At 70.7% G+C, this 22,390-nt stretch carries 22 protein-coding genes and 1 pseudogene; 8 read left to right on the forward strand and 15 right to left on the reverse strand.

The features are described from left to right. Positions 1–18: 18 nt before the first annotated feature. A pseudogene (locus ACSHT8_RS33490) lies at positions 19–882 on the forward strand (ABC transporter ATP-binding protein); the annotation flags it as partial. On the opposite strand, the gene ACSHT8_RS33495 reads toward ACSHT8_RS33490, so the two are convergent. The 3 genes from ACSHT8_RS33495 to ACSHT8_RS33505 all read right to left on the reverse strand — a co-directional run bounded on the left by ACSHT8_RS33495 (position 864) and on the right by ACSHT8_RS33505 (position 3,139). Next, positions 864–1,796 carry a pseudouridine-5'-phosphate glycosidase gene (locus ACSHT8_RS33495; protein WP_436495904.1) on the reverse strand — a complete coding sequence of 311 codons (933 nt, stop codon included), beginning with the start codon at positions 1,794–1,796 and terminating at the stop codon, positions 864–866. The pseudogene ACSHT8_RS33490 and the gene ACSHT8_RS33495 sit on opposite strands and share 19 nt — an antisense overlap. A 61-nt stretch (positions 1,797–1,857) precedes the next feature. After that, the gene (locus ACSHT8_RS33500) at positions 1,858–2,340 is read right to left on the reverse strand and encodes a TIGR03618 family F420-dependent PPOX class oxidoreductase (RefSeq protein WP_436495906.1); all 483 of its coding nucleotides are present in this window, start codon (positions 2,338–2,340) and stop codon (positions 1,858–1,860) included. A 1-nt stretch (position 2,341) separates the two neighbouring features. Then, positions 2,342–3,139 carry a sporulation protein gene (locus tag ACSHT8_RS33505; protein ID WP_436495908.1) on the reverse strand — a complete coding sequence of 266 codons (798 nt, stop codon included), beginning with the start codon at positions 3,137–3,139 and terminating at the stop codon, positions 2,342–2,344. Positions 3,140–3,205: 66 nt separating this feature from the next. On the opposite strand from ACSHT8_RS33505, the gene ACSHT8_RS33510 reads away from it, so the two are divergent. Further along, positions 3,206–3,448, forward strand: a complete 243-nt coding sequence (locus ACSHT8_RS33510; RefSeq protein WP_436495910.1) for a DUF3039 domain-containing protein — start codon at positions 3,206–3,208, stop codon at positions 3,446–3,448. Here the strand turns inward: ACSHT8_RS33510 and ACSHT8_RS33515 are convergent. From ACSHT8_RS33515 to ACSHT8_RS33535, 5 genes are all read right to left on the reverse strand, one after another. Continuing rightward, positions 3,445–3,990 carry a GNAT family N-acetyltransferase gene (locus ACSHT8_RS33515; protein WP_436495912.1) on the reverse strand — a complete coding sequence of 182 codons (546 nt, stop codon included), beginning with the start codon at positions 3,988–3,990 and terminating at the stop codon, positions 3,445–3,447. The two genes, ACSHT8_RS33510 and ACSHT8_RS33515, sit on opposite strands and share 4 nt — an antisense overlap. A 1-nt stretch (position 3,991) precedes the next feature. Continuing rightward, positions 3,992–4,447 carry a DUF6194 family protein gene (locus ACSHT8_RS33520; RefSeq protein WP_436495913.1) on the reverse strand — a complete coding sequence of 152 codons (456 nt, stop codon included), beginning with the start codon at positions 4,445–4,447 and terminating at the stop codon, positions 3,992–3,994. Next, on the reverse strand, positions 4,444–5,019 hold the full coding sequence (locus ACSHT8_RS33525) for a mycothiol transferase (RefSeq protein WP_436495915.1): 576 nt from the start codon (positions 5,017–5,019) through the stop codon (positions 4,444–4,446). Before ACSHT8_RS33525 ends, ACSHT8_RS33520 begins: the two co-directional genes overlap by 4 nt. Before the next feature lie 76 nt (positions 5,020–5,095). After that, positions 5,096–8,206 (reverse strand): efflux RND transporter permease subunit, encoded by a 3,111-nt coding sequence (locus tag ACSHT8_RS33530; protein WP_436495916.1) that lies wholly within the window; start codon positions 8,204–8,206, stop codon positions 5,096–5,098. Between the two features lie 107 nt (positions 8,207–8,313). Next, on the reverse strand, positions 8,314–9,372 hold the full coding sequence (locus ACSHT8_RS33535) for a YihY/virulence factor BrkB family protein (protein ID WP_436495918.1): 1,059 nt from the start codon (positions 9,370–9,372) through the stop codon (positions 8,314–8,316). A gap of 180 nt (positions 9,373–9,552) precedes the next feature. Here ACSHT8_RS33535 and ACSHT8_RS33540 point away from each other — a divergent pair, with 180 nt between their 5' ends. The 5 genes from ACSHT8_RS33540 to ACSHT8_RS33560 all read left to right on the forward strand — a co-directional run bounded on the left by ACSHT8_RS33540 (position 9,553) and on the right by ACSHT8_RS33560 (position 16,135). Continuing rightward, entirely contained in the window at positions 9,553–11,289 is a 1,737-nt protein-coding gene (locus ACSHT8_RS33540; protein ID WP_436495920.1) for a DEAD/DEAH box helicase, read from the forward strand. Positions 11,290–11,567: 278 nt separating this feature from the next. Continuing rightward, positions 11,568–12,695 carry a sugar ABC transporter substrate-binding protein gene (locus ACSHT8_RS33545; protein ID WP_436495922.1) on the forward strand — a complete coding sequence of 376 codons (1,128 nt, stop codon included), beginning with the start codon at positions 11,568–11,570 and terminating at the stop codon, positions 12,693–12,695. Between the two features lie 59 nt (positions 12,696–12,754). Beyond that, positions 12,755–13,528: an ATP-binding cassette domain-containing protein gene (locus ACSHT8_RS33550; protein ID WP_436495924.1), complete on the forward strand. Its 774-nt coding sequence runs from the start codon at positions 12,755–12,757 to the stop codon at positions 13,526–13,528. An 8-nt stretch (positions 13,529–13,536) separates the two neighbouring features. Next, complete coding sequence (locus ACSHT8_RS33555) at positions 13,537–14,964, forward strand: sugar ABC transporter permease (protein ID WP_436495926.1); 1,428 nt, start codon at positions 13,537–13,539, stop codon at positions 14,962–14,964. A gap of 10 nt (positions 14,965–14,974) precedes the next feature. Continuing rightward, positions 14,975–16,135, forward strand: a complete 1,161-nt coding sequence (locus ACSHT8_RS33560) for an ROK family protein (protein ID WP_436495927.1) — start codon at positions 14,975–14,977, stop codon at positions 16,133–16,135. Here the strand turns inward: ACSHT8_RS33560 and ACSHT8_RS33565 are convergent, their stop codons facing one another. The 6 genes from ACSHT8_RS33565 to ppgK all read right to left on the reverse strand — a co-directional run bounded on the left by ACSHT8_RS33565 (position 16,136) and on the right by ppgK (position 20,714). Then, the gene (locus tag ACSHT8_RS33565) at positions 16,136–16,708 is read right to left on the reverse strand and encodes a hypothetical protein (RefSeq protein WP_436495929.1); all 573 of its coding nucleotides are present in this window, start codon (positions 16,706–16,708) and stop codon (positions 16,136–16,138) included. Next, entirely contained in the window at positions 16,705–17,007 is a 303-nt protein-coding gene (locus ACSHT8_RS33570) for a hypothetical protein (RefSeq protein WP_436495931.1), read from the reverse strand. The genes ACSHT8_RS33565 and ACSHT8_RS33570 overlap by 4 nt, the downstream gene beginning before the upstream one ends. Positions 17,008–17,053: 46 nt before the next feature. Further along, the gene (locus tag ACSHT8_RS33575) at positions 17,054–17,722 is read right to left on the reverse strand and encodes a hypothetical protein (RefSeq protein ID WP_436495933.1); all 669 of its coding nucleotides are present in this window, start codon (positions 17,720–17,722) and stop codon (positions 17,054–17,056) included. 165 nt (positions 17,723–17,887) lie between these two features. Then, the gene (locus tag ACSHT8_RS33580) at positions 17,888–18,070 is read right to left on the reverse strand and encodes a DUF7455 domain-containing protein (RefSeq protein WP_054045609.1); all 183 of its coding nucleotides are present in this window, start codon (positions 18,068–18,070) and stop codon (positions 17,888–17,890) included. Positions 18,071–18,452: 382 nt separating this feature from the next. Then, entirely contained in the window at positions 18,453–19,775 is a 1,323-nt protein-coding gene (locus tag ACSHT8_RS33585; protein ID WP_436495935.1) for an RNA polymerase sigma factor, read from the reverse strand. Positions 19,776–19,949: 174 nt separating this feature from the next. Beyond that, positions 19,950–20,714, reverse strand: a complete 765-nt coding sequence (ppgK, locus tag ACSHT8_RS33590; RefSeq protein ID WP_436495937.1) for a polyphosphate--glucose phosphotransferase — start codon at positions 20,712–20,714, stop codon at positions 19,950–19,952. Between the two features lie 77 nt (positions 20,715–20,791). On the opposite strand from ppgK, the gene ACSHT8_RS33595 reads away from it, so the two are divergent. Next, a complete protein-coding gene (locus ACSHT8_RS33595) occupies positions 20,792–21,592 on the forward strand; it encodes an inositol monophosphatase family protein (protein ID WP_436495938.1) in 801 nt (266 codons plus the stop codon). On the opposite strand, the gene cei is transcribed toward ACSHT8_RS33595, so the two are convergent. Next, the gene (gene cei, locus ACSHT8_RS33600) at positions 21,593–22,294 is read right to left on the reverse strand and encodes an envelope integrity protein Cei (RefSeq protein ID WP_436495940.1); all 702 of its coding nucleotides are present in this window, start codon (positions 22,292–22,294) and stop codon (positions 21,593–21,595) included. Positions 22,295–22,390: the final 96 nt, after the last annotated feature.

Below are 22,390 nucleotides of genomic sequence, written 5' to 3' on the forward strand. Positions count from 1 at the left end.
GAGCGGCACGTGGTGTCGGCGGTCGACGGGGTCGATCTCCAAGTGCGCCCAGGGGAGCTGCTCGGCTACATCGGGCCGAACGGCGCGGGGAAGTCGACCACGCTGAAGATGCTGACCGGGGTGCTGATGCCCAGCACGGGCACGGTCCGGGTGTGCGGGCTGGAGCCGGTGGCGAGCCGCACGACGCTGGCGCGGCGGATCGGCGTGGTGTTCGGCCAGCGGTCGCAGCTGTGGTGGGACCTGCCGCTGGCCGAGTCGTTCGACCTGCTCCGGCACATCTACCGGGTGCCCGCGAGCGACCACGCGGCCCGGCTCGCCCGGTGCTCCGACCTGCTCGGGCTCGCCGAGTTCGCCCAGACGCCGGTCCGGCAGCTGTCGCTGGGCCAGCGGATGCGCGGCGAGCTGACGGCGGCGCTGCTGCACGGCCCCGAGGTGCTGTTCCTCGACGAGCCGACGATCGGGCTCGACGTGCTCAGCAAGCAGGCCGTCCGCACGTTCCTCGGCGAACTGGACGCGCGCGGCGACACCACTGTCGTGCTGACCACGCACGACCTCGCCGACATCGAGAAGCTGTGCAAGCGGCTCGTCGTGATCGACCACGGCAGGGTCGTCCACGACGGCACGCTCGACGCCCTGCACACCCGCTACGGCTCGCGCCGCACGATCGTCGCCGACCTCGACGCCGACTGGCCCGCCGGCCTGGCGGTCCCCGGCGCGTCGGTCGTGTCGGTCGAGGGCAGGCGGGTCACCCTGGAACTCGACGGCGCGGCGGCGGGCGAGGTGGTCGCGCGGCTGGCCACGGCGGTGCCGCTGGTCGACCTGTCGGTGCGGGAGCCGCAGATCGAGGACGTGATCGCCCGCCTCTACCGCCGCGAGCGCTGAGCCAGCTCCACGGCCACCTCGGCGGCGACCCTGGCGTTGTCGGCGACCAGCTCGATGTTGGCGGTGAGGCTCGCGCCCGCGCTGGCGGTGTGGAAGTGCTCCAACAGCACCGGGGTGACGTCCTTGCCGCGGATGTCGCGCGACTTCAGCAGGTCCATGCCCTCCTGGAGCAGCCGGTCGTGCAGCGCCCGGTCGAGTTCGTGCTCGACCGGGATCGGATTGACCAGCAGCACGCCCGCCCCACCCGGGACCTGGGTGCGGTGGGTGTCGATCACGGCGGCGGCGTCGGCCGGCGTGTCCACCCGCCACGGCACGGGGAACGCCGAGACCCGCAGGTAGAACGCGGGGAAGGCGTCGGTCTGGTAGCCGAGGACCGGCACCGAGCGCGTCTCCAGCACCTCGACCGTCGCGGCGATGTCGAGCACCGACTTCACCCCGGAGCACACCACCGTCACCGGGGTCGAGGCGAGCACGTCGAGGTCGGCGGAGACATCCCAGGCCGCCGTGCCCCGCGGCAGGGTCAGGTGCACGCCGCCGAGGCCGCCGGTGGCGAACACGCCGATGCCCGCCTGGTGGGCCAGGGTCGCGGTGCTGGCGACCGTGGTGGCCCCGTCACGGCCGAGCGCGAGCGCCGGGCCGAGGTCGCGGCGGGACAGCTTGATCAGGCCGCCGGAGCAGACCTGGTTGAGCTCGGCGTCGGTCAGCCCGATCCGGGCCTTGCCGCCGAGCACCGCGATCGTCGCGGGCACCGCGCCCGCGTCCCGGACGACCTGCTCCAGCCGCACCCCGACTTCGAGGTTGCGGCCCTGGGGCAGACCGTGGGCGAGCAGCGTGCTTTCCAGGGCGACGACGGGACGGCCGGTGGCCAGCGCGTCGGCGACCTCAGGGGAGAGGGCAAGGTGGTCGGTATTCACAGTGCAATATGGCACGTCCTCCGGCCGTGTGGCTCGGCCGCCTTCAGGTGACGAGCGTTGTTCAGAACGTCCACCGGGTCGGGGAGCCGGTGAAGTCCTCGGCCACCAGCCCGAACGCGCGCACGGGCCGCACCCGGATCGTCGCGTTGCGCGCCGGGTCGACGAAGTCCTCGGCGTAGTCGGTGTCGTACTTGGCGTTGAGGCCGTCGAGGAACGCGCGCAGGTCAGCTGGATCGGTGACGATCTCGGCGGTGCCTTCGACGATGACCGGGTCGAGCGGGTCCTGGATGGACACCGACACCGCCGACCCGGCAGCCACGTTGCGCGCCTTGCGGGAGTGCAGGCCGGAGGAGAACCAGAAGTCACTCCCGTCCCACCAGCCCCACACTGGCATCAGGTGCGGACGACCGTCCGGGCGGACCGTGGCCACCCAGTAGTCGTGGCTCGCGCGCAGCTTCGGCTCCGCCCACGACCAGGGCAGCAGTCCGGCCTCGGCGGGTCGGATGCCGTAGCCCGGCATGAAGGGCCGCTCCGCGCGCGGCACGTCAGTCGAAGATTCCGCGGGGGGCCGCGACCTGGCGCAGCCAGCCCTCGATCTGCTGCTCCCAGTTGTTCTGTGCGACCGTCGCGTTCTGCACCACGAAGGAGCCCAGATACGCCTGCCCGCGCGCGCCCAGGCCGCCGCCCTTGGCCACCCGGACCTTCTTGACGACCTCCAGCACCACCTGCACGTCGTGCGGGCGGGCCAGGAAGGTGACCGCGACCTCGGTGAACGCCGCGGTGAACGCGGGGGAGGGCGCGAAGGCGATCTCCTGGAAGAACGGCAGCTGCTGGTCGACGCCGTCGAGCCGGTTCTTCTCCAGGGTGGCCGCCCGGAACTGGAAGCCGAGCCTGCTCATGGCGTCGAGGATGCGGTGCTGCACCGGCAGCGGCTCGATCGCGACGGCGTCGACGTCCTGCGGGTCGACGACGCTGCCCGCGAGGTCGAGGTTGGTCTGCAGGCCCACGGCCATGCCGGTGAGGTACTTGCCGAACACCGAGGTGATCGGGGTTTCCCACGGCAGCTGCACCTCGAAGGGCACGGTGATCTGCGCGCCCGCCCTGACGAGTTCGCGGCCCGCCAGGTGGACGGTCTGGATCGGCAGGTCGGCGACCTTCTCGCCGTCGGTCTGCACCCGGGCCAGCACACTCACCCCGAGCGACTCGACCTCCTGGTCGACCTGCCCGCCGGTCAGCAGCACCTCGCCGTGCAGGATCCCGCCCGGTCGCACCGCGCGGTCGATGATGCGGGCGTCCACCTTCGCCCCGCCCGAGCCCAAGCTGGCCAACACCTTCTGGAACATGGGCGCATCCTGCCGGCCGGGCGACCGCGGCGGCACGTTTTCCGGAGGATGTTGCATCATGGACAGGTGAGCGCACCCACCCAGACACTGCCGGAAGTCGACACCCGCCCCGAGGGCACCGACACCACCTCCGACGACACGCCCAAGATGTTCCACTACGTCAAGAAGAACAAGATCGTGGAGAGCGCCGTCATGGGCTCCATGGTCGTGGCGCTGTGCGGCGAGGTGTTCCCGGTGACGAAGGCCGCCAAGCCCGGTTCGCCGGTCTGCCCCGACTGCAAGAAGATCTACGAAGGCTTCAAGGCTTAGACCTCCCAGCCGTTCCGGTCGACCGCGCGCCCGTGTGGCCAGTCGGCCAGTGCGGCGCGGACCGGCAGCACCATCGACGGCCCGGTGTAGACCTCGGGCCGCTGATGGTTGTCGATCATGCGGGTGACCTGGCCTTCGAGGTGCCGCCAGCCGCCGGTCTCGTAGAACCGGATGACGTGCGTGCCGCAGGTCAGGTAGCCGAACGGCACCGCGAGCCCGTCGAGCGTCTCGGCGGCGCGGGCGAGCAGCTGTCCGCCCGCGCCTTGTCCGCGGTGGCCGGAGTGGACCGCGACCAGGCCGACGTCGCCGACCAGGAGACTCCTGCCCTCGTCGGTGCGCAGAAATCGCCGCAGGATGCCGAGGTGGGCGACCGGTTTGCCGCCGTCGAGGGCGATGATCCGCAGTTCCGGCCGCGCCCCCGACCAACTCCGCCCGCCCTGGAACTTCGCCGCGCTGCGCGGGTAGGCGTCGGCGAAGAGGGTCGCCAATCCCTCGTGGGTGTCGTCACGGACGTCGTTCTCCCACACGCTGATCCACTGCAAGCTAAGCCCGCTTTGCCCGGTTGCCGTGCTTGCGCGCGGCGAACTCGTACGCCTCGGCCACCAGTTCCCGCACGGCGTCGAGAGTGGACTCCGGCGTGATGACCGAGACCCAGTGCTGTGAGGCGTACACCGGGTGCGGCATCAGTTGGTCGCGCAACGCCGGATCCACGCCGGTGTCGAGGATGCCGTTCTCGTCGCGGACGGTCGGCACCGCGCCGAACATCGACGTGTAGGTGGCCTTCGTCAGACCGATGTTGAGGCGGTACGCGCCAGGCTCGCTCAGGTCGGAGACGGTGTCGTAGCTGTTGCCGGTGACGATGGTGACGAACGGGTTCTGGCGTTCCGGTGGGAGATCTCGGTCGGGGTCGTACAGGAAGAACAGGTCGTCGCCGTTGTGGAGGACGTTGATCCCGTCGTAGGTGGTGGTGATGTGGTCGGCCCAGTCCTGGATGTTCACGCCGACGCCGTTCCGGACTTGGGGCGCCAGCCCGGGGGCGGGTCCTCGCCGACGCGGCCGTCGACCGCTTCCCGGAGCAGGTCGGCGTGCCCGGTGTGCCTGCCGTACTCCTCGATCAGGTCGCACACGAGCCTGCGCAGGTTGGGGTGGGTTCCGTCGGGCCAGGAGAGGTGGACGGGCTGGTCGAGCCCACCGTCGGACAAAGCGGCCCCGAGCCGTTCGCGCGAACGCTCCACCGCGCCGTCCCACAGGGCGTAGAGCTGCTCTGGGGTGTCGTCGGCGGCCGAGGTGAACGGCCAGTCCGGCCCGTCCCAGTCATCGATGTTCCACGGCGGCCCGAGCGGCTCGCCGCGCAGCCTGGTGCTGAAGATGTCGTCCTCGACGACCGCGAGATGCTTGAGCAGGCCGCCGATGGTCAACGCGGAGGCACCGACGCGCGCCCGCAGCCCGGCCGCGTCGAGATCGTCGGCCTTCCACCGGAACGTCGCACGCAGCCGGTCAAGCGAGCCGATGAGGTGCTCGACCTCGGTTCCCGCGGTGGGCGGTTCCCAGGGGGTGTCGGTATCGGTCACCTGGCCACCGTAAACCTGACCGCCGACAGCCCGCAGACAAAGCAGAAGGGCCTGCCCTCGCGGGCAGGCCCTTCGGTTATGCGGGAACCGGTTGGGGGTCCTCGCGGTCAGCCAAGGCGTGCTTGGCCGTTCGCTTCGTCTTTCGGCGTTCCTTGCGGTTCTCGACCATCGTGTAGAGGGTCGGGACGAGGACCAGGGTCAGCAGGGTGCTGCTGATCAGGCCGCCGATGACCACCAGGGCCAGCGGCTTGCCGATGAAGCCGCCCTCGCCGGTGATGCCCAAGGCCATGGGCAGCAAGGCGAAGATGGTGGCCGCTGCCGTCATGAGGATGGGGCGCAGGCGCCTGCGGCCGCCCTCGATGACGGCGTCGTGGACGCTCATTCCGTCTGATCGATATTGGTTTATCAGGTCGATCAACACGATCGCGTTCGTCACCACGATGCCGACGAGCATCAGCATGCCGATCAGGGCGGGCAGGCCCAGGGGCGTGCCGGTGATCAGCAGCAGCCCGATGGCGCCGGTGGCGGCGAACGGGATGGACACCAGCAGGATCAGCGGCTGGATCAGGCTGTGGAACGTGGCCACCATGATCAGGAACACCATGGCGATGGCCGCGAGCAGGGCAAGACCCAGGTCGCCGAAGGTCTCGGCCTGGTCGGCGCTGACGCCGCCGATCTCGTAGTCGGCGCCGCCGGTCAGGGTGACGCCCTTGAGCTTGTCGGTCAGGTCCTGGGTGATCTTGCCCAGGTTGGCGTCGGTGGTCTTGGCCGAGATGGTGGCGCTGCGGTCGCCGCCGGTGCGGCGGACCTGCACCGGGCCATCCACAGTGGACACCTGGGCGACCTCGCCGAGGGTGACCGGGCCGGTCGCGCTGGGCAGCGGCAGCGCCTTCAGCGCGGCGACGTCGGTCGGGGCCGTGCCGGTGCGCAGGACGATGTCGTAGCGGGTGCCGCCGATCGGCAGTTCCCCGGCGGGGGTCCCGCGCAGGGCCTGCGTGGCGATCTGGCCGACGGTCTGGCTGCTCAGCCCGCGCGCCGCGGCGGCCTGCTGGTCGACCACGACCTGGACGCGGGGGCTGCTCTTGGACAGGTCGTTGGTGACCTCGGTGAGGCCGGGGACCTGCTCGACCGCCTTCTGCACCGTGTCGGCCGCCTTGGCCAGCGAGTCCGCGTCCGGGGCGGTCACGAGGACCTGGACGCCGCTCGCGCCGAAGCCGCCTGCCTCCGCGCCCAGCTTGACCACGCCGATGGACGGGTCGGCCTTGAACTGCTCGCCGAGGCTCGCCCGCAGGTCGGCGACGTTGGTGCCTTCCTTGACCGTGGCGTTGATCGTGTTGGTGCCGTTGCTGGAGAAGCCGAAGCCGGCGAACGTGTCGTCGGTGCCGACGGTGACCTGGTAGACGTCGATCTCGCTGGTCTTGTCCAGGATCGCTTCCAGCTTCTTCGCCGCCGCGTCGCGCGCCTCCATGGACGAGCCGGGCGGCAGTTCCTGCGACATCTGCAGGGTGGAGGCGTTGGAGTCGTCGAGGAAGTTGGTCTCCAGGCGGGTGGCCAGGCCGAGCGTGCCGCCGAAGATCAGCACGGCGATCAGCAGCGTGACCAGGCGCCGCCGGGTGGCGAACTCCAGCACCGGCACGTACGCGCGCTGCAGCGGGCTGCGCCGCTCCTTGGCCACGGCCTCCTCGCGCGCGGCCTCGGCGGCAGCCGGGTCGGCCGGGACCGGGGGACGGCGCAGGAACCAGAACGCCAGCACCGGCACGATCGTCAGCGACACCAGCAGTGACGCGATCAGCGCGACCGACACCGTGATGGCGAACGGGCCGAAGAACTCGCCCGCGAGCCCGCTGAGGAACGCGATCGGCAGGAACACCGCGACCGTGGTCAGCGTGGACGCGGTGACCGCGCCGGACACCTCGCGGGTGCCGTCGAGCACGGCGCGCTGCTTCTCCTCGCCGTAGCTCAGATGGCGTTTGATGTTCTCCAGCACCACGATCGAGTCGTCGACGACGCGGCCGATGGCGATGGTCAGGCCGCTGAGCGTGAGCAGGTTGAGCGACAGGTCGCCGATCCACAGCGCGAGCAGCGCCACCAGCACCGACAGCGGGATCGACACCGCCGTGACCAGCGTGGAGCGCAGCGACAGCAGGAACAGCAGGATGACCGCGACGGCGAACAGCAGGCCGAGCAGGCCCTCGGAGGTGAGGCCGCCGATGGCCTTCTGCACCTCGGGCCCCTGGTCGTAGGCCACGGTCAGCTCGGTCTGGGCGGACTTGCTCAGCTCACCCAGCTTTTCCTTGATCGTCTTGGAGATCTCGACGGCGTTGCCGTCCTGCGACATCGTGACCATGACGCCGAGCGTGGGCTTGCCGTCGGTCCGGGTGATGTTCGTGGAGTCGGCCAGCCCGGCCTCGACGGTGGCGACGTCGCTGAGCTTGACCGGGGCGCCGCGCGACGGGAGGACCAGCGCGCGCAGATCGTCGACCGACTTCAGCGGGCCGCCCACCTGCACGGTGAGGGTCCGGGTGCCTTCGCTGACCGAGCCCGCCGGGATGGGCGTGCCCGCCATGGGCAGCACGCTCGCGAGCGCCGTCGGGTCGACCCCGGCGGCGCCGAGCTTGGCGTAGTCGAGGGTGATGGTGACCGTCTGCGCGCGGGTGCCGGTGATGGTGGCGGCGCGGACGCCGGGGATGCCCTCGAGCTCGGGGATCACCTCGGTGCGCAGCCTGCCCGCCGTCGCGGTCTCGTCCGCGCCGGTCTGGGCGGCGAGGATCACCACGGGGATGTCGTCGGTGCTGCCCTGCGCGACGGTCGGCTCGACGCCCTGCGGCAGGGTCTGCCGCAGCCGGTTGACCGCCTGCTGCATCTGGCTGACCGCGGTGTCGATGTCGGTGCCGTACTTGAACTGGACCTGGATGGTGGCCGAGCTCTCGCCCGACCGCGTGGTGATGTTGTCGACCCCGGCGATGCCGCGCAGCGCGCCCTCGATGGGCTCGGCGACCTGGCTGTCGACGGTGTCGGGCGACGCGCCGGGATACGGCGCGATGACCACGGCCGCGGGCAGCTGGATGGACGGCAGCAACTGCTGCTTGAGCGACGGCAGGGCGAACGCGCCGAAGCCGACGATGAGCAGGCTGAGCAGACCGATCAGCCCGCGGTTGGCGAGGCTCAGACGAGCCAGCACTGACATGACCTTGTGTTTCCCCTCGGATGTCGACCGGCGACCCCACCGCCGATACCGCTGCCATCCAAGCACGGTCCGTCCTGGACCGACTCGGTCCACGGTCGTATTTCACCTCATACTTTAGGACTACGACCATCCGAATGCTGGGGATCGTCGGAGGTCTGGTCCCGGGGGTCCTCGATGGTCTTCCAGGCCGACTCGTCCTCACTGGACCGGATCTGCTCGGCGGCGCGTTCGATCTCCAGGCGCCGCCAGCGGCGCCGCTGCCTGCGGGTCATGTGCGCGGGCCACATGTCCTGGATGGCGGCGTTGAAGTACGCGCCGATGACGATGGCCAGGCCGATGAAGAACGCGAACAGCAGGAACGCGATGGGCGTGGCCAGTGCGCCGTAGGTGTAGCCGGTGGTGGTGATCCAGCCGATGTAGAGGCGCAGGCCGATGCTGGAGAGCAGGAAGAACGCCATCGCCAGGATCGCCCCGGGCAGCCCGCGGTGCCACGGCAGCTTGCGCGGCAGGGCCAGCTTGTAGAGCGTGGCCAGCGCGAGCACTAGCAGCAGACCGATCGTCGGGTAGTAGGCGATGTCGACCCACGTCGTCACCGTCTCCCGCCACGACACCGGGAACAGCTTGGGCAGCAGGTCCGGCCCCAGCGCCAGCACCGGCAGGCCGATGACCAACAGCACCAGGCTCAGCACGTACAGCAGCAGCGCGAAGATCCGCTGCCACACCTCGTTGCGCACCCCGTACTGACCGTGCGCGACGGTGATCGCGTCGACGAACGACGACATCGCCGACGACCCCGCCCACAGCGAGATCAGGAAGCCGACTGACACGATCTCGCCACGCCCGACGTTCAGGATGTCCGACACCGTTGGCTGGATGATCTGGGTGACGACGCTCTCGCTGAACGCGGTGCGCGAGATGTCGATGATGTCGGCCTCGACGGCGTTGATCACGTCCTTGCCGAACCACTCGGCCACGAAGCCGAGGCTGCCCAGCAGCCCGAGCAGCAGCGGCGGCAGCGACAGGACCTGCCAGAACGCGGCCTCGGCCGCCTCGGAGAACAGGTTGCCTTCCCACGCCTTGGACAGCGTGCGCTTGACCAGGCGCCACGGCCCGCGCGGGGGCGCGGCGGCGTCGCCGCCGGTCGGGATGGTGTCCTGGTCAGTCATGGCGGTCTTAAGCATGGTCCATAACCGCAGTGTCCGTGCGCACACCCGTTGATCTCACCCGCGTGTCGCGCCGCGGAGCGATCTTGGACGGCCGGGCGGTATCCTCGCCTTCGCCCTCAACGTCGACGCTTGGGGGCATTCGCTTGTCCAGAGGTGCTGGGAAAGGGGCTGGGGGGACTCGTGACGCGGGCCGAGGTGGAACCGGACTCTTCAGCGACCCCGACGGCCCGGCCACTGCGCGACTGGCAGCGGCGGGCGCTCACCAAGTACCTGACCCGCAGGCCGAAGGACTTCCTGGCGGTCGCGACGCCCGGCGCGGGCAAGACGGTCTTCGGGCTGAGGGTCGCCGCCGAGCTGCTGGCCGACCGCACGGTCGAGCGGCTGACCATCGTCGCCCCGACAGAGCACCTGAAGCACCAGTGGGCGGCCTCGGCGACGATGGCAGGCATCCCCATCGACCCGAACTTCACCAACTCGATGGGCCAGACCTCCAGCGAGTACGTCGGCGTCGCGGTCACCTACGCCCAGGTCGCGGCGCATCCGAGCCTGCACCGGGTGCGCACCGAGCAGCGCAAGACCCTGGTCATCCTCGACGAGATCCACCACGGCGGCGACGCCAAGAGCTGGGGCGACGCGGTCCGCGAGTCGTTCACCCCGGCGGTGCGCAGGCTCAGCCTGACCGGCACCCCGTTCCGCAGCGACGACTCGCCGATCCCGTTCATCCAGTACGAGCCCGACGGCGCGGGATTCCAGCGCAGCAAGGCCGACCACACCTACGGCTACGCCGACGCCCTGCGCGACGGCGTGGTCCGGCCGGTGATCTTCCTGGCCTACTCGGGTGAGGCGAGCTGGCGCAACAGCGCGGGCGAGGAGTTCACCGCCCGCCTCGGCGAGCCGCTCACCTCCGAGCAGACGGCCCGCGCGTGGCGCACGGCGCTCGACCCGGAGGGCGAGTGGATCCCGGCGGTGCTCAGCGCCGCCGACATGCGCTTGACGCAGCTGCGGGAGGGCGGCGTGCCGGACGCGGGCGGCCTGGTGATCGCCTCCGACCACGTCTCCGCGAAGGCCTACGCCAAGATCCTGCACACCCTGACCGGCGACGAGCCCACGCTGGTCCTCTCCGACGACCCCAAGGCGTCGGGCCGCATCCAGGAGTTCTCCGACTCGAACGATCGCTGGCTGGTCGCGGTCCGCATGGTCAGCGAGGGCGTCGACGTGCCGCGGCTGGCCGTCGGGGTCTACGCGACGAGCGCGTCGACGCCGCTGTTCTTCGCCCAGGCCATCGGCCGGTACGTCCGGGCGCGCAAGGCGGGGGAGACGGCGAGCATCTTCCTGCCGTCGGTGCCGGTGCTGCTCGATCTGGCCAGCCAGCTGGAGGCCGAGCGCGACCACGTCCTGGGCAAGCCGCACCGGGAGAAGGACGGCTGGGACGACGAGTTGCTGGCCGACGCCAACCGCACCAAGGACGAGCTGGGCGAGGAGGAGAAGGCGTTCACCTCGCTGGGCGCCTCCGCCGAGCTCGACCAGGTGATCTTCGACGGCTCTTCGTTCGGCACGGCCGCGTTCGCGGGGTCGGCCGAGGAGCAGGAGTACCTGGGGCTGCCCGGCCTGCTGGAGCCCGACCAGGTCCGCGAGCTGCTGCGCAAGCGGCAGGACAGCCAGCTCGAACAGCGCACCCGCAAGGCCGCGCAGCAGGGGCCGGTCGAGCCGCCCGCGCCGAAGTCGCAGACGGTGCAGGAGCGCCTGGCCACACTGCGCAAGGAGCTCAACGCGCTGGTCGGGATGGCACACCACCGCACCGGCAAGCCGCACGGCATGATCCACGGCGAGCTGCGCCGCACGTGTGGCGGCCCGCCGACGGCGATGGCCTCGGTGGAGCAGTTGGAAGAGCGGATCGCCACTCTCCGCTCCTGGTAGGCGCGTTTCGCGCAGTCGGGATGCTCGATCGGCCCCGAATCCGGTCATGATCTCCGGGCCGCCCGTTTCTGCTGGTCAGCGACCGAATCGAGCGCCGAGCGCGTCCCGCACATGTCTGGCCCGTTGCCAAAATGTGTCCACTTGAGTGGCTCTGAATCGATTCCGTGTGGTTCACATCACCGACCCCTCGGGCATATGTTGTGGCTCGCAACATTTAACCGAGACGGCTGCCGCCCGGGCCCAGGCGACGCGTCGACCGCTCTTGAAAGGGACGACCAATGCGCAGCAAGAAGCTGGCTCTGCTCGCCGCGGGTGTGGGTGTCTCCCTCGCCGTGACGGCCTGTGGTGCCAACCAGGAGACCCCGTCCGCCGGGTCCGGGCAGACCCAGGCGACCACCGGCGGGGGCGGCGGGGCGAAGGTGGGCGTGATCCTTCCCGAGACCGCCACCTCGGCACGGTGGGAAGGCTTCGACAAGCCGATGATCGAGGCCGCGATGAAGGCCGAGGGCCTCTCGCCTGACATCCAGAACGCCCAGGGCGACGTGCAGAAGTTCAGCACCCTCGCCGACGGCATGATCAGCCAGGGCGTGAAGGTCCTGGTCATCGCCGCGATCAACAGCGAGGTCGGCGCCGCGGTGGCGGCCAAGGCCAAGGCCCGCGGCATCCCCACGATCGACTACGACCGGCTCAACCTGGGCGGCAGCTCCGAGTACTACGTCTCCTTCGACAACGTGAAGGTCGGCGAACTGCAGGGCCAGGGCCTGGCGACCGCGCTGAAGGACAAGGCCGGTGCCCAGGTCATCGAGATCGAGGGCGCGCCGACGGACAACAACGCCACGCTCTTCTACAACGGACAGCAGAAGGTCCTCAAGCCGCTCTACGACTCCGGCGCGCTGAAGCTGGTGCGCAGCCAGCCGATCGACGGCTGGGACAACCAGAAGGGCGGCGTGACCTTCGAGCAGATCCTGACCGCCAACGGCGGCAAGGTCGACGGCGTCGTCGCGGCGAACGACGGCCTGGCGGGCGCGGTGATCACCGTGCTGCGCAAGAACGGGCTCAACGGCAAGGTCCCGGTGACCGGCCAGGACGCCACCCCGGACGGCCTCATGGCGGTCCTGCGCGGCGACCAGTACATGACGGTCTTCAAGCCGATCAAGGCCGAGGCCGAGGGCGCGGCCAAGCTCGCCGCGCTGCTGGCCAAGGGAGACACCGCGGGCGCGGACAAGATCGCCACGGGCTCCACGGACGACACCAAGTCCGGCCGCAAGGTCAAGTCCCTGCTCCTGGAGCCGAAGCTGACCACCAAGGACGGGGTCAAGGAGGTCGTCTCCGGCGGCTACGTCAAGGCGACCGAGATCTGCACCGGTGACCTGGCCGCGGTCTGCGCGCAGCTCGGCATCAGCTGATCACCCGCCCCGGCGCGGCCCACGCGGGTCGCGCCGGGGCCTTGCCTGGGAGTTCTTCAATGAGTGAACCGATTCTCGAAGTCACCAAGCTCAACAAGAGCTTCGGTCCCGTGCACGTGCTGCACGACGTCGACTTCACCGTGCGCGCGGGCGAGGTCACCGCGCTCGTCGGCGACAACGGCGCCGGGAAGTCCACTTTGGTCAAATGCGTCGCGGGCATCCACCCGATGGACTCCGGCATGGTGCGCTTCGCCGGGGAACCGGTGAACGTGCACGGCCCGCGCGACGCCGCCCGGCTCGGCATCGAGGTCGTGTACCAGGACCTCGCGCTCGCCGACAACCTCGACATCGTGCAGAACATGTTCCTCGGCCGGGAGCGCGGCGGCAGCTGGCTGCTCGACGAGGCGTCGATGGAGAAGGCCGCCCGCGACACGCTGGCGTCGCTGTCGGTCCGCACGGTGAAGTCCGTGCGCACGCCCGTCGCGTCGCTCTCCGGCGGGCAGCGGCAGACCGTGGCCATCGCCAAGGCCGTGCTGTGGGACAGCAAGGTCGTGCTCCTCGACGAGCCGACCGCCGCGCTCGGCGTCGCGCAGACCCGGCAGGTGCTCGACCTTGTCCGCAGGCTGGCCGAACAGGGCCTCGGCGTGGTGCTGATCAGCCACAACATGGCCGATGTCTTCGAGGTCGCCGACCGCATCGCCACGCTCTACCTCGGCCGGATGGTCGCCGAGGTGCCCACCCGCGAGGTCACCCACGGCCAGGTGGTCGAGCTGATCACCGCGGGCCGGTCTGGCGACCTGGGTCTTGCCCGCCCCGAGACCGCAACCGTCTGAGGAACACCATGACCAACACTCCAGCGGCCGCGCGGACCGACTCCGGCGGCGCGATCTCCGACTTCGGCATCGACACCACCACCCAGTCCACCGGCGAGGCCGTGCGTGACTTCTTCGCCAGGCTGCGCGGCGGCGACCTGGGTTCGATGCCCGCCGTGCTCGGCCTCGCCGCGCTCGTCGTCTACTTCTGGACCCAGTCAGAGAACTTCCTGACCCTGGACAACACCGCGAACCTGATCGCCCAGGGCGCGGGCAAGATGATCATCGCTATGGGCTTGGTCTTCGTCCTGCTGCTCGGCGAGATCGACCTGTCGGCGGGCACCGCGTCCGGCGTGTGCGCCGCGGTGATGGCGATGCACTATGTGCGGTCCGGGAACCTGTTGGGCGGTATGGGTTCCACCGTGTTCTACGTCTTCGTCGGCGGCATGGTCGTCGCGGCGCTGCTCGCGGTGTTCATGCGGATCTGGGCGGGCGCGGTCCTGGCCATGGTCGCGGTGACCATCGCGATGATCGGCGCGGCGCCGAACCCGTGGATCGAGATGCTGCTGGCGCTGTGCGTCGGCACCGCGATCGGTGTGATCACCGGGTTCCTGGTGTCGAAGATCGGCATGCCGTCGTTCGTGGTGACCCTCGCGCTGTTCATCACCTGGCAGGGCGTGATCCTGCAGTTCATCGGCCAGGGCGGCGTGTTCGGCATCGGCACCCAGCCGGTGCTCTTCAACGTCGCCAACGGCAACCTGTCCGTGCTGGGCAGTTGGATCCTGTTCGCGGTGGTCGCGGTCGGCTACACCGGCGTCGTGCTCGGCGAGCACTTCATCCGGCTGGGCAAGGGACTGGTGACCGCGCCGACGCCGATCGTGCTGGCCAAGGTCGCGGGGATCACCGTGCTCGCCGGGCTCGCGACCTTCGCGCTGACGCTCAACCGCTCGCCCAACGACTTCGTGGTGATCCGCGGCGTGCCGTACGTGGTGCCGATCGTGCTGGTGCTGCTCGTCGCGGGCACCTACGTCCTCAACCGGACTCGCTACGGTCGCCACATCTACGCCGTGGGCGGCAACGCCGAGGCCGCGCGGCGCGCGGGCATCAACGTGCCCAAGATCCGGGCCAGCGTGTTCGTCGTGTGCTCGTCGGTGGCCGCGCTCGGCGCCATCGTGTACTCCTCGAAGGTGGGGTCGGTCGATCCCCAAGCGGGTGGTCTCAATACGCTGCTGTTCGCCGTGGGCGCCGCGGTGATCGGCGGGACATCGCTGTTCGGCGGCCGGGGCAAGATCATCCACGCGGTGATCGGCGGGCTTGTGCTCGCCGTCGTCGAGAACGGGCTCGGACTGCTGCAGCAGCCCGCGGCGGTGGTCAACATCGTCACCGGGCTGGTGCTCCTGCTGGCCGCGACGGTCGACGCGCTGTCCCGCCGACGAGCGGCGGTGGCAGGCAGGTAAGGGAGAGCTGGTGAGCACACCGACGGCGGGTGCGCGGCCCGACGAGGTGCGCAGGCACAACCGCACCGCCCTGCTGCGCCGCCTGCACGTCGACGGCCCCAGCACCCGGGCCGAGCTGGCCACCGAGCTGGGGCTCAACCGCAGCACGATCAAGGCCCTGGTCGACGGCCTCGCCGAGTCCGGGATCGTGCAGGAGCGGGTGCCGCGTGCGCGGTCCGGGGCGGGCAGGCCGTCGCTGCTCGTGCTGCCGCAGCCGCAGGCCGCGGTCGTGCTCGCCGTCGACATCCGCGTCGAGCAGGTCGCCATCGCGCTGGTCGGGCTCGGCGGGGAGATGCTGGGCCGCAACCGGTGGAACCTGCACGGCCGCACCCGCGAACCCGACGAGGTGATCACCCACATCGTCGAGTCGACCAGGGTGCTCGCCGAGGAACTGGACGTGAAGACCTTCGGGGTCGGCGTCTCGGTGCCCGGCGTCGTGCGGCGCTCCGACGGCTTCGTCCACGAGGCGCCCAACCTGCGCTGGCGCGACGTGCCGCTGGGCGACCGGCTCAGCGCCATCCTCGACGTGCCGATCCGGGTCGGCAACGATGCCGAGATCGGCGCGCTCGCCGAACACCTGCGCGGCGCGGCGCGCGGGTCGGAGGACGTCGTCTACGTCTCCGCTGACATCGGCGTCGGCGCTGGCGTGATCGCCGACGGCTCCGCGCTGCGCGGGACCGGCGGCTACATCGGCGAACTCGGGCACATGGTGGTCAACCCGGCGGGCCGCGACTGCCACTGCGGCAGCCGCGGCTGCTGGGAGACCGAGGTGGGCGAGTTGGCCCTGTGCCGTGCCCTGTCGCTGCCCGAGGGCGCGCCGCGGGGTGCCGTGGTGGCCGAGCTGCGGGCGGTGAAGCCGGGGGACTCGGTGCTCGCCGAGTTCCAGCGGTGGCTCACCATCGGCGTGATCAACATCGTCAACGCGTTCAGCCCGGAACTCGTCGTCCTCGGCGACCTGTTCACCGCCCTGCCCCGCGACCTGGTCGACGCCGTCGGCCGGGAGGTCGGCAAGCGCAGCCTGGTGAGCCGCGCGATCGGTGGCACCCGCATCCTGCCGTCGACCCTCGGCGCGGACGGCAAGCTGATCGGCGCCGCCGAGCTGGCCTTCGAACCGGTGCTCGACACCGTCTGATCAGTCCGACACCGGCTCGAACACGCTCGCCAGCACGTCCGTCACCAACGCCCGCACCGAGTCGCGGTACCGGGCGACATCACCGGAGCTGGTCCGGGGGTCCACCGCGTGTTCGGGGGCCGACGCCCGCAGCCGCGCCAACTCGGTCCGCGCGACGGGCGCGGCCGTGGTCTCCGCCGGGTCGTCGAACAGCTCGGGCAACCCGGCCAGCGCCTCGACCGCGCGGCGTACCGCGGCGGCCGACAGGTCGCCCTCGGCCGCGGCCTGCGCGGTCAGCCGGTCGAGGTCGGCGTCGGGCACGTGGCCGAACCGGTGCTGCACCTCCGCCCGCGTCGCCTCGAACCGCTCCACGGCACGCGCGGCGTGGTCGTGTTCGTCGCTCGCGCGCAGCAGTGTCAGTCGCAGCCTGCCGACGAACGCGGCATACGCGTCGGCGGCCGACCCGGACCACGTGGGCTGGTCGAGCTTGCCCAGGCGGTCCGCGGCGGCGGCGAGGGTGTCCCTGAGGTCGCGCAGGCGGTCGATCTCGCTGGTGATCGCGGTGCCGATGCCAGGGAACTGGCGTCCGGTCACCTCAGGTCGGCCTCGCGGCCGGTCAGCACCTGCTCGGCGGCGGCGTCGGCCTCGGCGTAGGCGGCCGCGCTCGCGGCAAGCCTGGTGGCGGCCTCGGCGTGGGCCTCGATCAGCCGGTCGGTGGCGCGCAGGGACTGCTCGTGGAAGTCCGCCAGCGCCGCGGCCAGCCCGGCGTGGCCCACCGACGCCTCCGCGATCGCCCACCCGCGGCTGCTGCTCCCGGAGATCTCCTCGCCCACCCTGGCCACCTGCTCGGCGGTGTCCCGCAGCTCCCCGACGCTCACGGTGAACCTCGTCATCAGCGCTCCCGCCGCGTGCCCGGTTGGACACCCAGGGTACCGACGATCACTCGGCGACGAGGTCGAGTTCGACGAGAAGGTGGTGGGGCAGCGGCAGTGTCTCGGCCATGTCGTCGCCCAGCGCCGGGTCGACCAGGATGCCGACGCCGATCGGCAACGCGCACACCCGCCGCACCAGTTCTCGACCGGACAGGGCCACGAAGCCGCCGTCCCACGGCTCTGCGGTCTTAGGCCGGTGCGCGCGCAGGCGATCCTCGGCGGTGAACGCGCACATCCACGCCCCCGAGGTCGACGTCGGCGCGATCAGGAACCGGCCGTCCCTGGTCTGCGGGGCGAACACCGTGGCCGCCAGGAACAGCGACACCGGGTCGGTGCGCCCGTAGAGGCCGCGGGTCGCCTGGCGCAGCGCCGCAGGCTCCGGCGCCAAGGCAGACGCGGCTGGCCGCCGGGTGGCGCCCCACAGCTCGCGGATCCGCGCGACCTGGCTCTCGACGCTCAGCCCCGCCTGCTCGGCGAGCACGGTCGCCAGGGTGATGAGGTTCGGCAGCTTCGTCGGCTTGCCGCGCAGGATCTGCCGGATCGCCTCATGGCTGAGGGTGGCGGGCAGGTCGTCCCGGTCGGCGACGATCTCGCTGAGCTTGCGGTGGCTGAGCTGGAAGGACCGCTCGTACAGGTCGCTGACCGCGGCGGTGAGCGCGGCGAGTTCGGGTGTCAACTTTTGCCATCCCGTGTCAGAGATCGACTTCTTGCCCGGGCGGGCCAGCAGGATTGATCACAGCGGCCCGGGCGGGGGGCGGGCCGCGGGGGGAGCTGGGGGAAACAGAACGGGCGGCACCCGTGGGGTGCCGCCCGTTCTGCGTGGACGGATAAGGGACGAAGATCAGCCCTTCTGGAGCTCGGCCGCCAGCTCGCGCAGACGCACTTCGTGCGCGCGGGCGTGGTGGCCGCAGAACAGTAGCTCTCCTCCGGAGGGAAGTACGGCGCGGACCTGTGCGGCGGCGCCGCAGCGGTCGCACCGATCGGCAGCGGTCAGCTCGGGGCGGGTGAGCGTCGTTGTCGTCATGGGAGTTCTCCCTCCGTCCCGGCACCGGATGGCCCGGCGCCCTCATCGGCCGTGAACGCGGTGGCTGGTGACTCCGCCGTGTTCACGATTCCTACTCTTACAGACGCGCGAGCGAATAGCAGTGTTCCCGCGCCCACATAGCAATCAGGTAACCCTGGATTAACCCGGTCGGCCTAGCCATTCGCCCCGAAATCCGCTGGGAGCAGGGCATATCGATCATCGTGTCGATGGTCGAATCGCCCGGTAGCCGCCCCTTGTTCACCACAGGCGAACACGTCCAAGGCTCGGGAATGTGACACCAGCCACACTTCATCGTTGCTCTCTGTAAAGACAAACGCCGCCCGCACCGGTACGGCGCGAGCGGCGTTCGTCAGATCCGGGCTTACTCCAGATAGTCGCGCAGGACCTGCGAGCGCGACGGGTGGCGCAGCTTCGACATCGTCTTCGACTCGATCTGGCGGATGCGCTCACGCGTGACGCCGTAGACCTGGCCGATCTCGTCGAGGGTGCGCGGCTGGCCGTCGGTGAGGCCGAAGCGCAGCCGCACCACGCCCGCCTCGCGCTCCGACAGCGTCGCCAGGACCGACTGGAGCTGGTCCTGCAGCAGGGTGAACGACACCGCGTCCACGGCCACCACGGCCTCGGAGTCCTCGATGAAGTCGCCGAGCTGGCTGTCGCCCTCGTCGCCGATGGTCTGGTCGAGCGAGATGGGCTCCCGGGCGTACTGCTGGATCTCCAGCACCTTCTCCGGGGTGATGTCCATTTCCTTGGCGAGCTCCTCCGGGGTGGGCTCGCGGCCCAGGTCCTGGAGCAGCTCACGCTGGATGCGGCCGAGCTTGTTGATGACCTCGACCATGTGCACCGGGATGCGGATGGTGCGGGCCTGGTCGGCCATCGCGCGGGTGATGGCCTGGCGGATCCACCACGTCGCGTACGTCGAGAACTTGTAGCCCTTGGTGTAGTCGAACTTCTCGACCGCGCGGATCAGGCCGAGGTTGCCCTCCTGGATCAGGTCCAGGAACGCCATGCCGCGGCCGGTGTAGCGCTTGGCCAGCGACACCACGAGGCGCAGGTTGGCTTCGAGCAGGTGGTTCTTGGCCCGCTCGCCGTCGCGCACGATCCACCGCAGGTCGCGGCGCATCTGCGGCTGCAGCTTCTCGTTCTCCTCCTCGGACTTGCGCACCCGCTCCGCGGCGTAGAGGCCCGCCTCGATCCGCTTGGCGAGTTCGACCTCCTCCTCCGCGTTCAGCAGGGCGACCTTGCCGATCTGCTTGAGGTAGGCGCGGACCGAGTCGGCCGAGGCGGTGAGCTCGGCGTCCTTGCGGGCCTGGCGCAGCGCCTCGGACTCCTCTTCGTCCCAGACGAAGTCGCCGTCCTTGCCGCCGTCCTTGGTTTCCTTCTCGTCGGGCTCGTCGATGGGCTCCTCGACCGGCTCGACCTCGACCTCTTCCAGGTCGGACAGATCGGGGTTGTCCAGATCCTCGGGCTCTTCGCCCTCGGGTCCGTCGCCCGCCTTCTTCGGGGCTCCGGCCTTGGCCGCGGGGGCCTTCTTCGGCGCGCGCGCGGTCTTGGCGCCCGCCGCCTTCTTGGCCGTCGTCTTGGTCCCGGTGGCGGTCAGGTCTTCTTCCGACGGCTCGCCGGTGGCCGTCTTCGCGGCGCTCGCCGACGCGGTGGAGCGTCGGGTTGCGGTTCGTGCGGCTGCCACGTACGCCCTTTCACAACTGTCCATCACGGCGGCGCCCGATACGACAAAACGTCTGGTCGCCGCCGGAGTTCGGGGGAGTGCCCTACGGCGCTGAGCCAGGGGCGTGTTCCATTGTAGCGACGTGCGGCGTTTCGCCGGGACACGCCAAGCCGGAAAGTCGTTCGGGTTGCTCGATCAGCCCTCGGCGGCCGCCACTGGGACACCAAAAGCGGCACCCACTGCGGCACCCACAATGCCCGCGTCGTTGCGCAGTTCCGCGGCCACGATCCTCGTCCGCACGTCGAGCAGCGGCAGCCACTTGTCGGCCTTCTTGCTGACCCCGCCGCCGACGATGATCAGGTCGGGCCAGATCAGGTTCTCCAGGCTGGAGATGTACCGGGTGACCCGGTGCGCCCAGTCCTCCCAGGAGAGGCCCTCCTCCTCCTTGATCGAGGCCGCCGCGCGCGTCTCGGCGTCGTGGCCGTCGATCTCCAGGTGGCCGAACTCGGTGTTGGGCACGAGCTTGCCGTCGAGGAACAGCGCGCTGCCGATGCCGGTGCCGAAGGTCAGCAGCACGACGACCCCTTCTTGGTCGCCCGGCCACCCGTAGCGGATCTCGGCCATGCCCGCGGCGTCGGCGTCGTTGAGGACCACCACGTCGCGGTTGAGGCGCTTGGCGAACAGGGCGGCGGCGTCGGTGTCGAGCCAGGCCTTGTCGATGTTCGCCGCGGTGTGGGCGACGCCCTTCTTGACCACCGCGGGCAGCGTCACACCGACCGGTCCGTCCCAGCCGAACTTGCCGACGATGTCGGCCACGACGTCGGCTACCGCGTCCGGGGTGGACGGGTTCGGGGTCGGGATGCGCAGGCGATCGCCGTCCAGCCTGCCCGTGACCAGGTCCACCAGGCCGCCCTTGATCCCGGAGCCACCGATGTCCACGCCGAAGCCAGTCGCGCCCATGCCGGACCTTCCTACTCGATTCAGAACCATTGCCGCAGAGATTAGCCGCCGTCGCGCGCTTGTGGTCGGATAGTGGCGTGAGCCATTCCAACAACGACCTGCTCAAGATCGCCGTCGCCGTCGCCGTCGAGGCGGGCGAGCTCGTGCGCACCGAGCGGGCCAAGGCCATCCAGGACGTCGACACCAAGTCCACCAGCACCGATGTCGTCACCGCCGCGGACAAGGCGGCCGAGGCGCTGATCCGCGACCGGCTCGCGGGGCTGCGCCCGGAGGACGCCGTGCTCGGCGAGGAGGACGGCGGCGCCGTCGGCACTGGCGTGACGTGGGTGGTCGACCCGATCGACGGCACGGTCAACTACCTGTACGGCTACCCCTGGTACTGCGTGTCGGTGGCCGCCCAGGTCGACGGGGTGTCGGTGGCGGGTGCGGTGGTCGAGCCGGTCAGCGGGCGGCAGTGGACGGCCACGCGCGGAGGGGGAGCGTTCCTCGACGGCGAGCCGCTGGCGGTGTCGCGGCCGGAGTCGGTGGAGCTGTCGCTGGTGGCCACCGGGTTCGCCTACTCGCGGGAGCGCCGGATCGCCCAAGCCGCGGTCGCCGCGCGGGTGGCGGGCCGGGTGCGCGACATCCGCCGGTCGGGGTCATCGGCGCTCGACCTGTGCTCGGTGGCGGCGGGGTGGGTCGACGCGTACTACGAGCGCGGCCTGTCCGCGTGGGACTGGGCCGCGGGCGCCCTGATCGCCGCGGAGGCGGGCGCGGTCGTCACGCTGCCCGGCACGGCGCCGGAACTGGGCACGGACACGATGTTCGCCGCGGCACCCGCCATCGTGGACGGCCTGCGAGCGGTGCTGGTCGAAGAGGGAGTCGGCGGGGACTACTAGCTAGCAGCGGGTGTCTAGCGCGGCCGTGATCAGCTCCGGCGGGATCGGCGCCGCGCTCGACCCGTCGGACAGCAGGCCGCCCTGGTCGGGGTTGGACTGCGCCCACTCGGCGAGCAGGTCGAGCACCTTGCGGGCCTCCGGGCTGGGCTTGAGGTGGTCGAACAGCTCGCCGACAGCCAGGTCGACGGTGGCGTCCTGGCGCTCGTCCTTGACCAGCTCGGCGCACGGCTCCACGAGGTTCAGCGCGCGGGCTGTCGCCATGCCCTGCTGGCCGAAGCGGATCTGCGAGCGGCACGACAGCAGGGCGCCCTTGGGGTAGAGCACGTCGTTGTCCGGCGGGGCGATCTGGGTGAAGCCGAGTTCGCGCAGCGTCTCGGTGGCGGTGTTGGCCTGCCCGCGCGTGTCGCTGGCGTTGAGGACCCGCACGAGCGCAGTCGCGGGCGGCGCGGGCGCGGTGCGGTCGAGTCCGGTGCGGTCCATCGGCTCGCCGATCAGCGGCGCCGGGACACCCTCCACCGGCGTCACCGCGGCCGGGGCGTTGCAGTCCATGGTCCGCGAGCCCGTCTCGTCGGCCTTGAGCACCTGCAGCCACACGACAGAGGCGACCACGCCCAGCAGCACGATCAGGATGAGTGCGGGCAGTGGACGGCGCTTGCGGTATCCGCGCGGGCGCCCGCCCCGCGTCAGATTCCCGGCAGGCACGAGACGGTCCTCTCTGCAGACTTCATGCCCTACCCCCGCAGGCATCGGAGCGGCCTCGCGGCGCGCTCGACAGTCGATGGTGATCAGCGTATTCGG

The sequence above is a fragment of the Actinokineospora sp. HUAS TT18 genome (assembly GCF_051364635.1).
Lineage (GTDB): Bacteria > Actinomycetota > Actinomycetes > Mycobacteriales > Pseudonocardiaceae > Actinokineospora.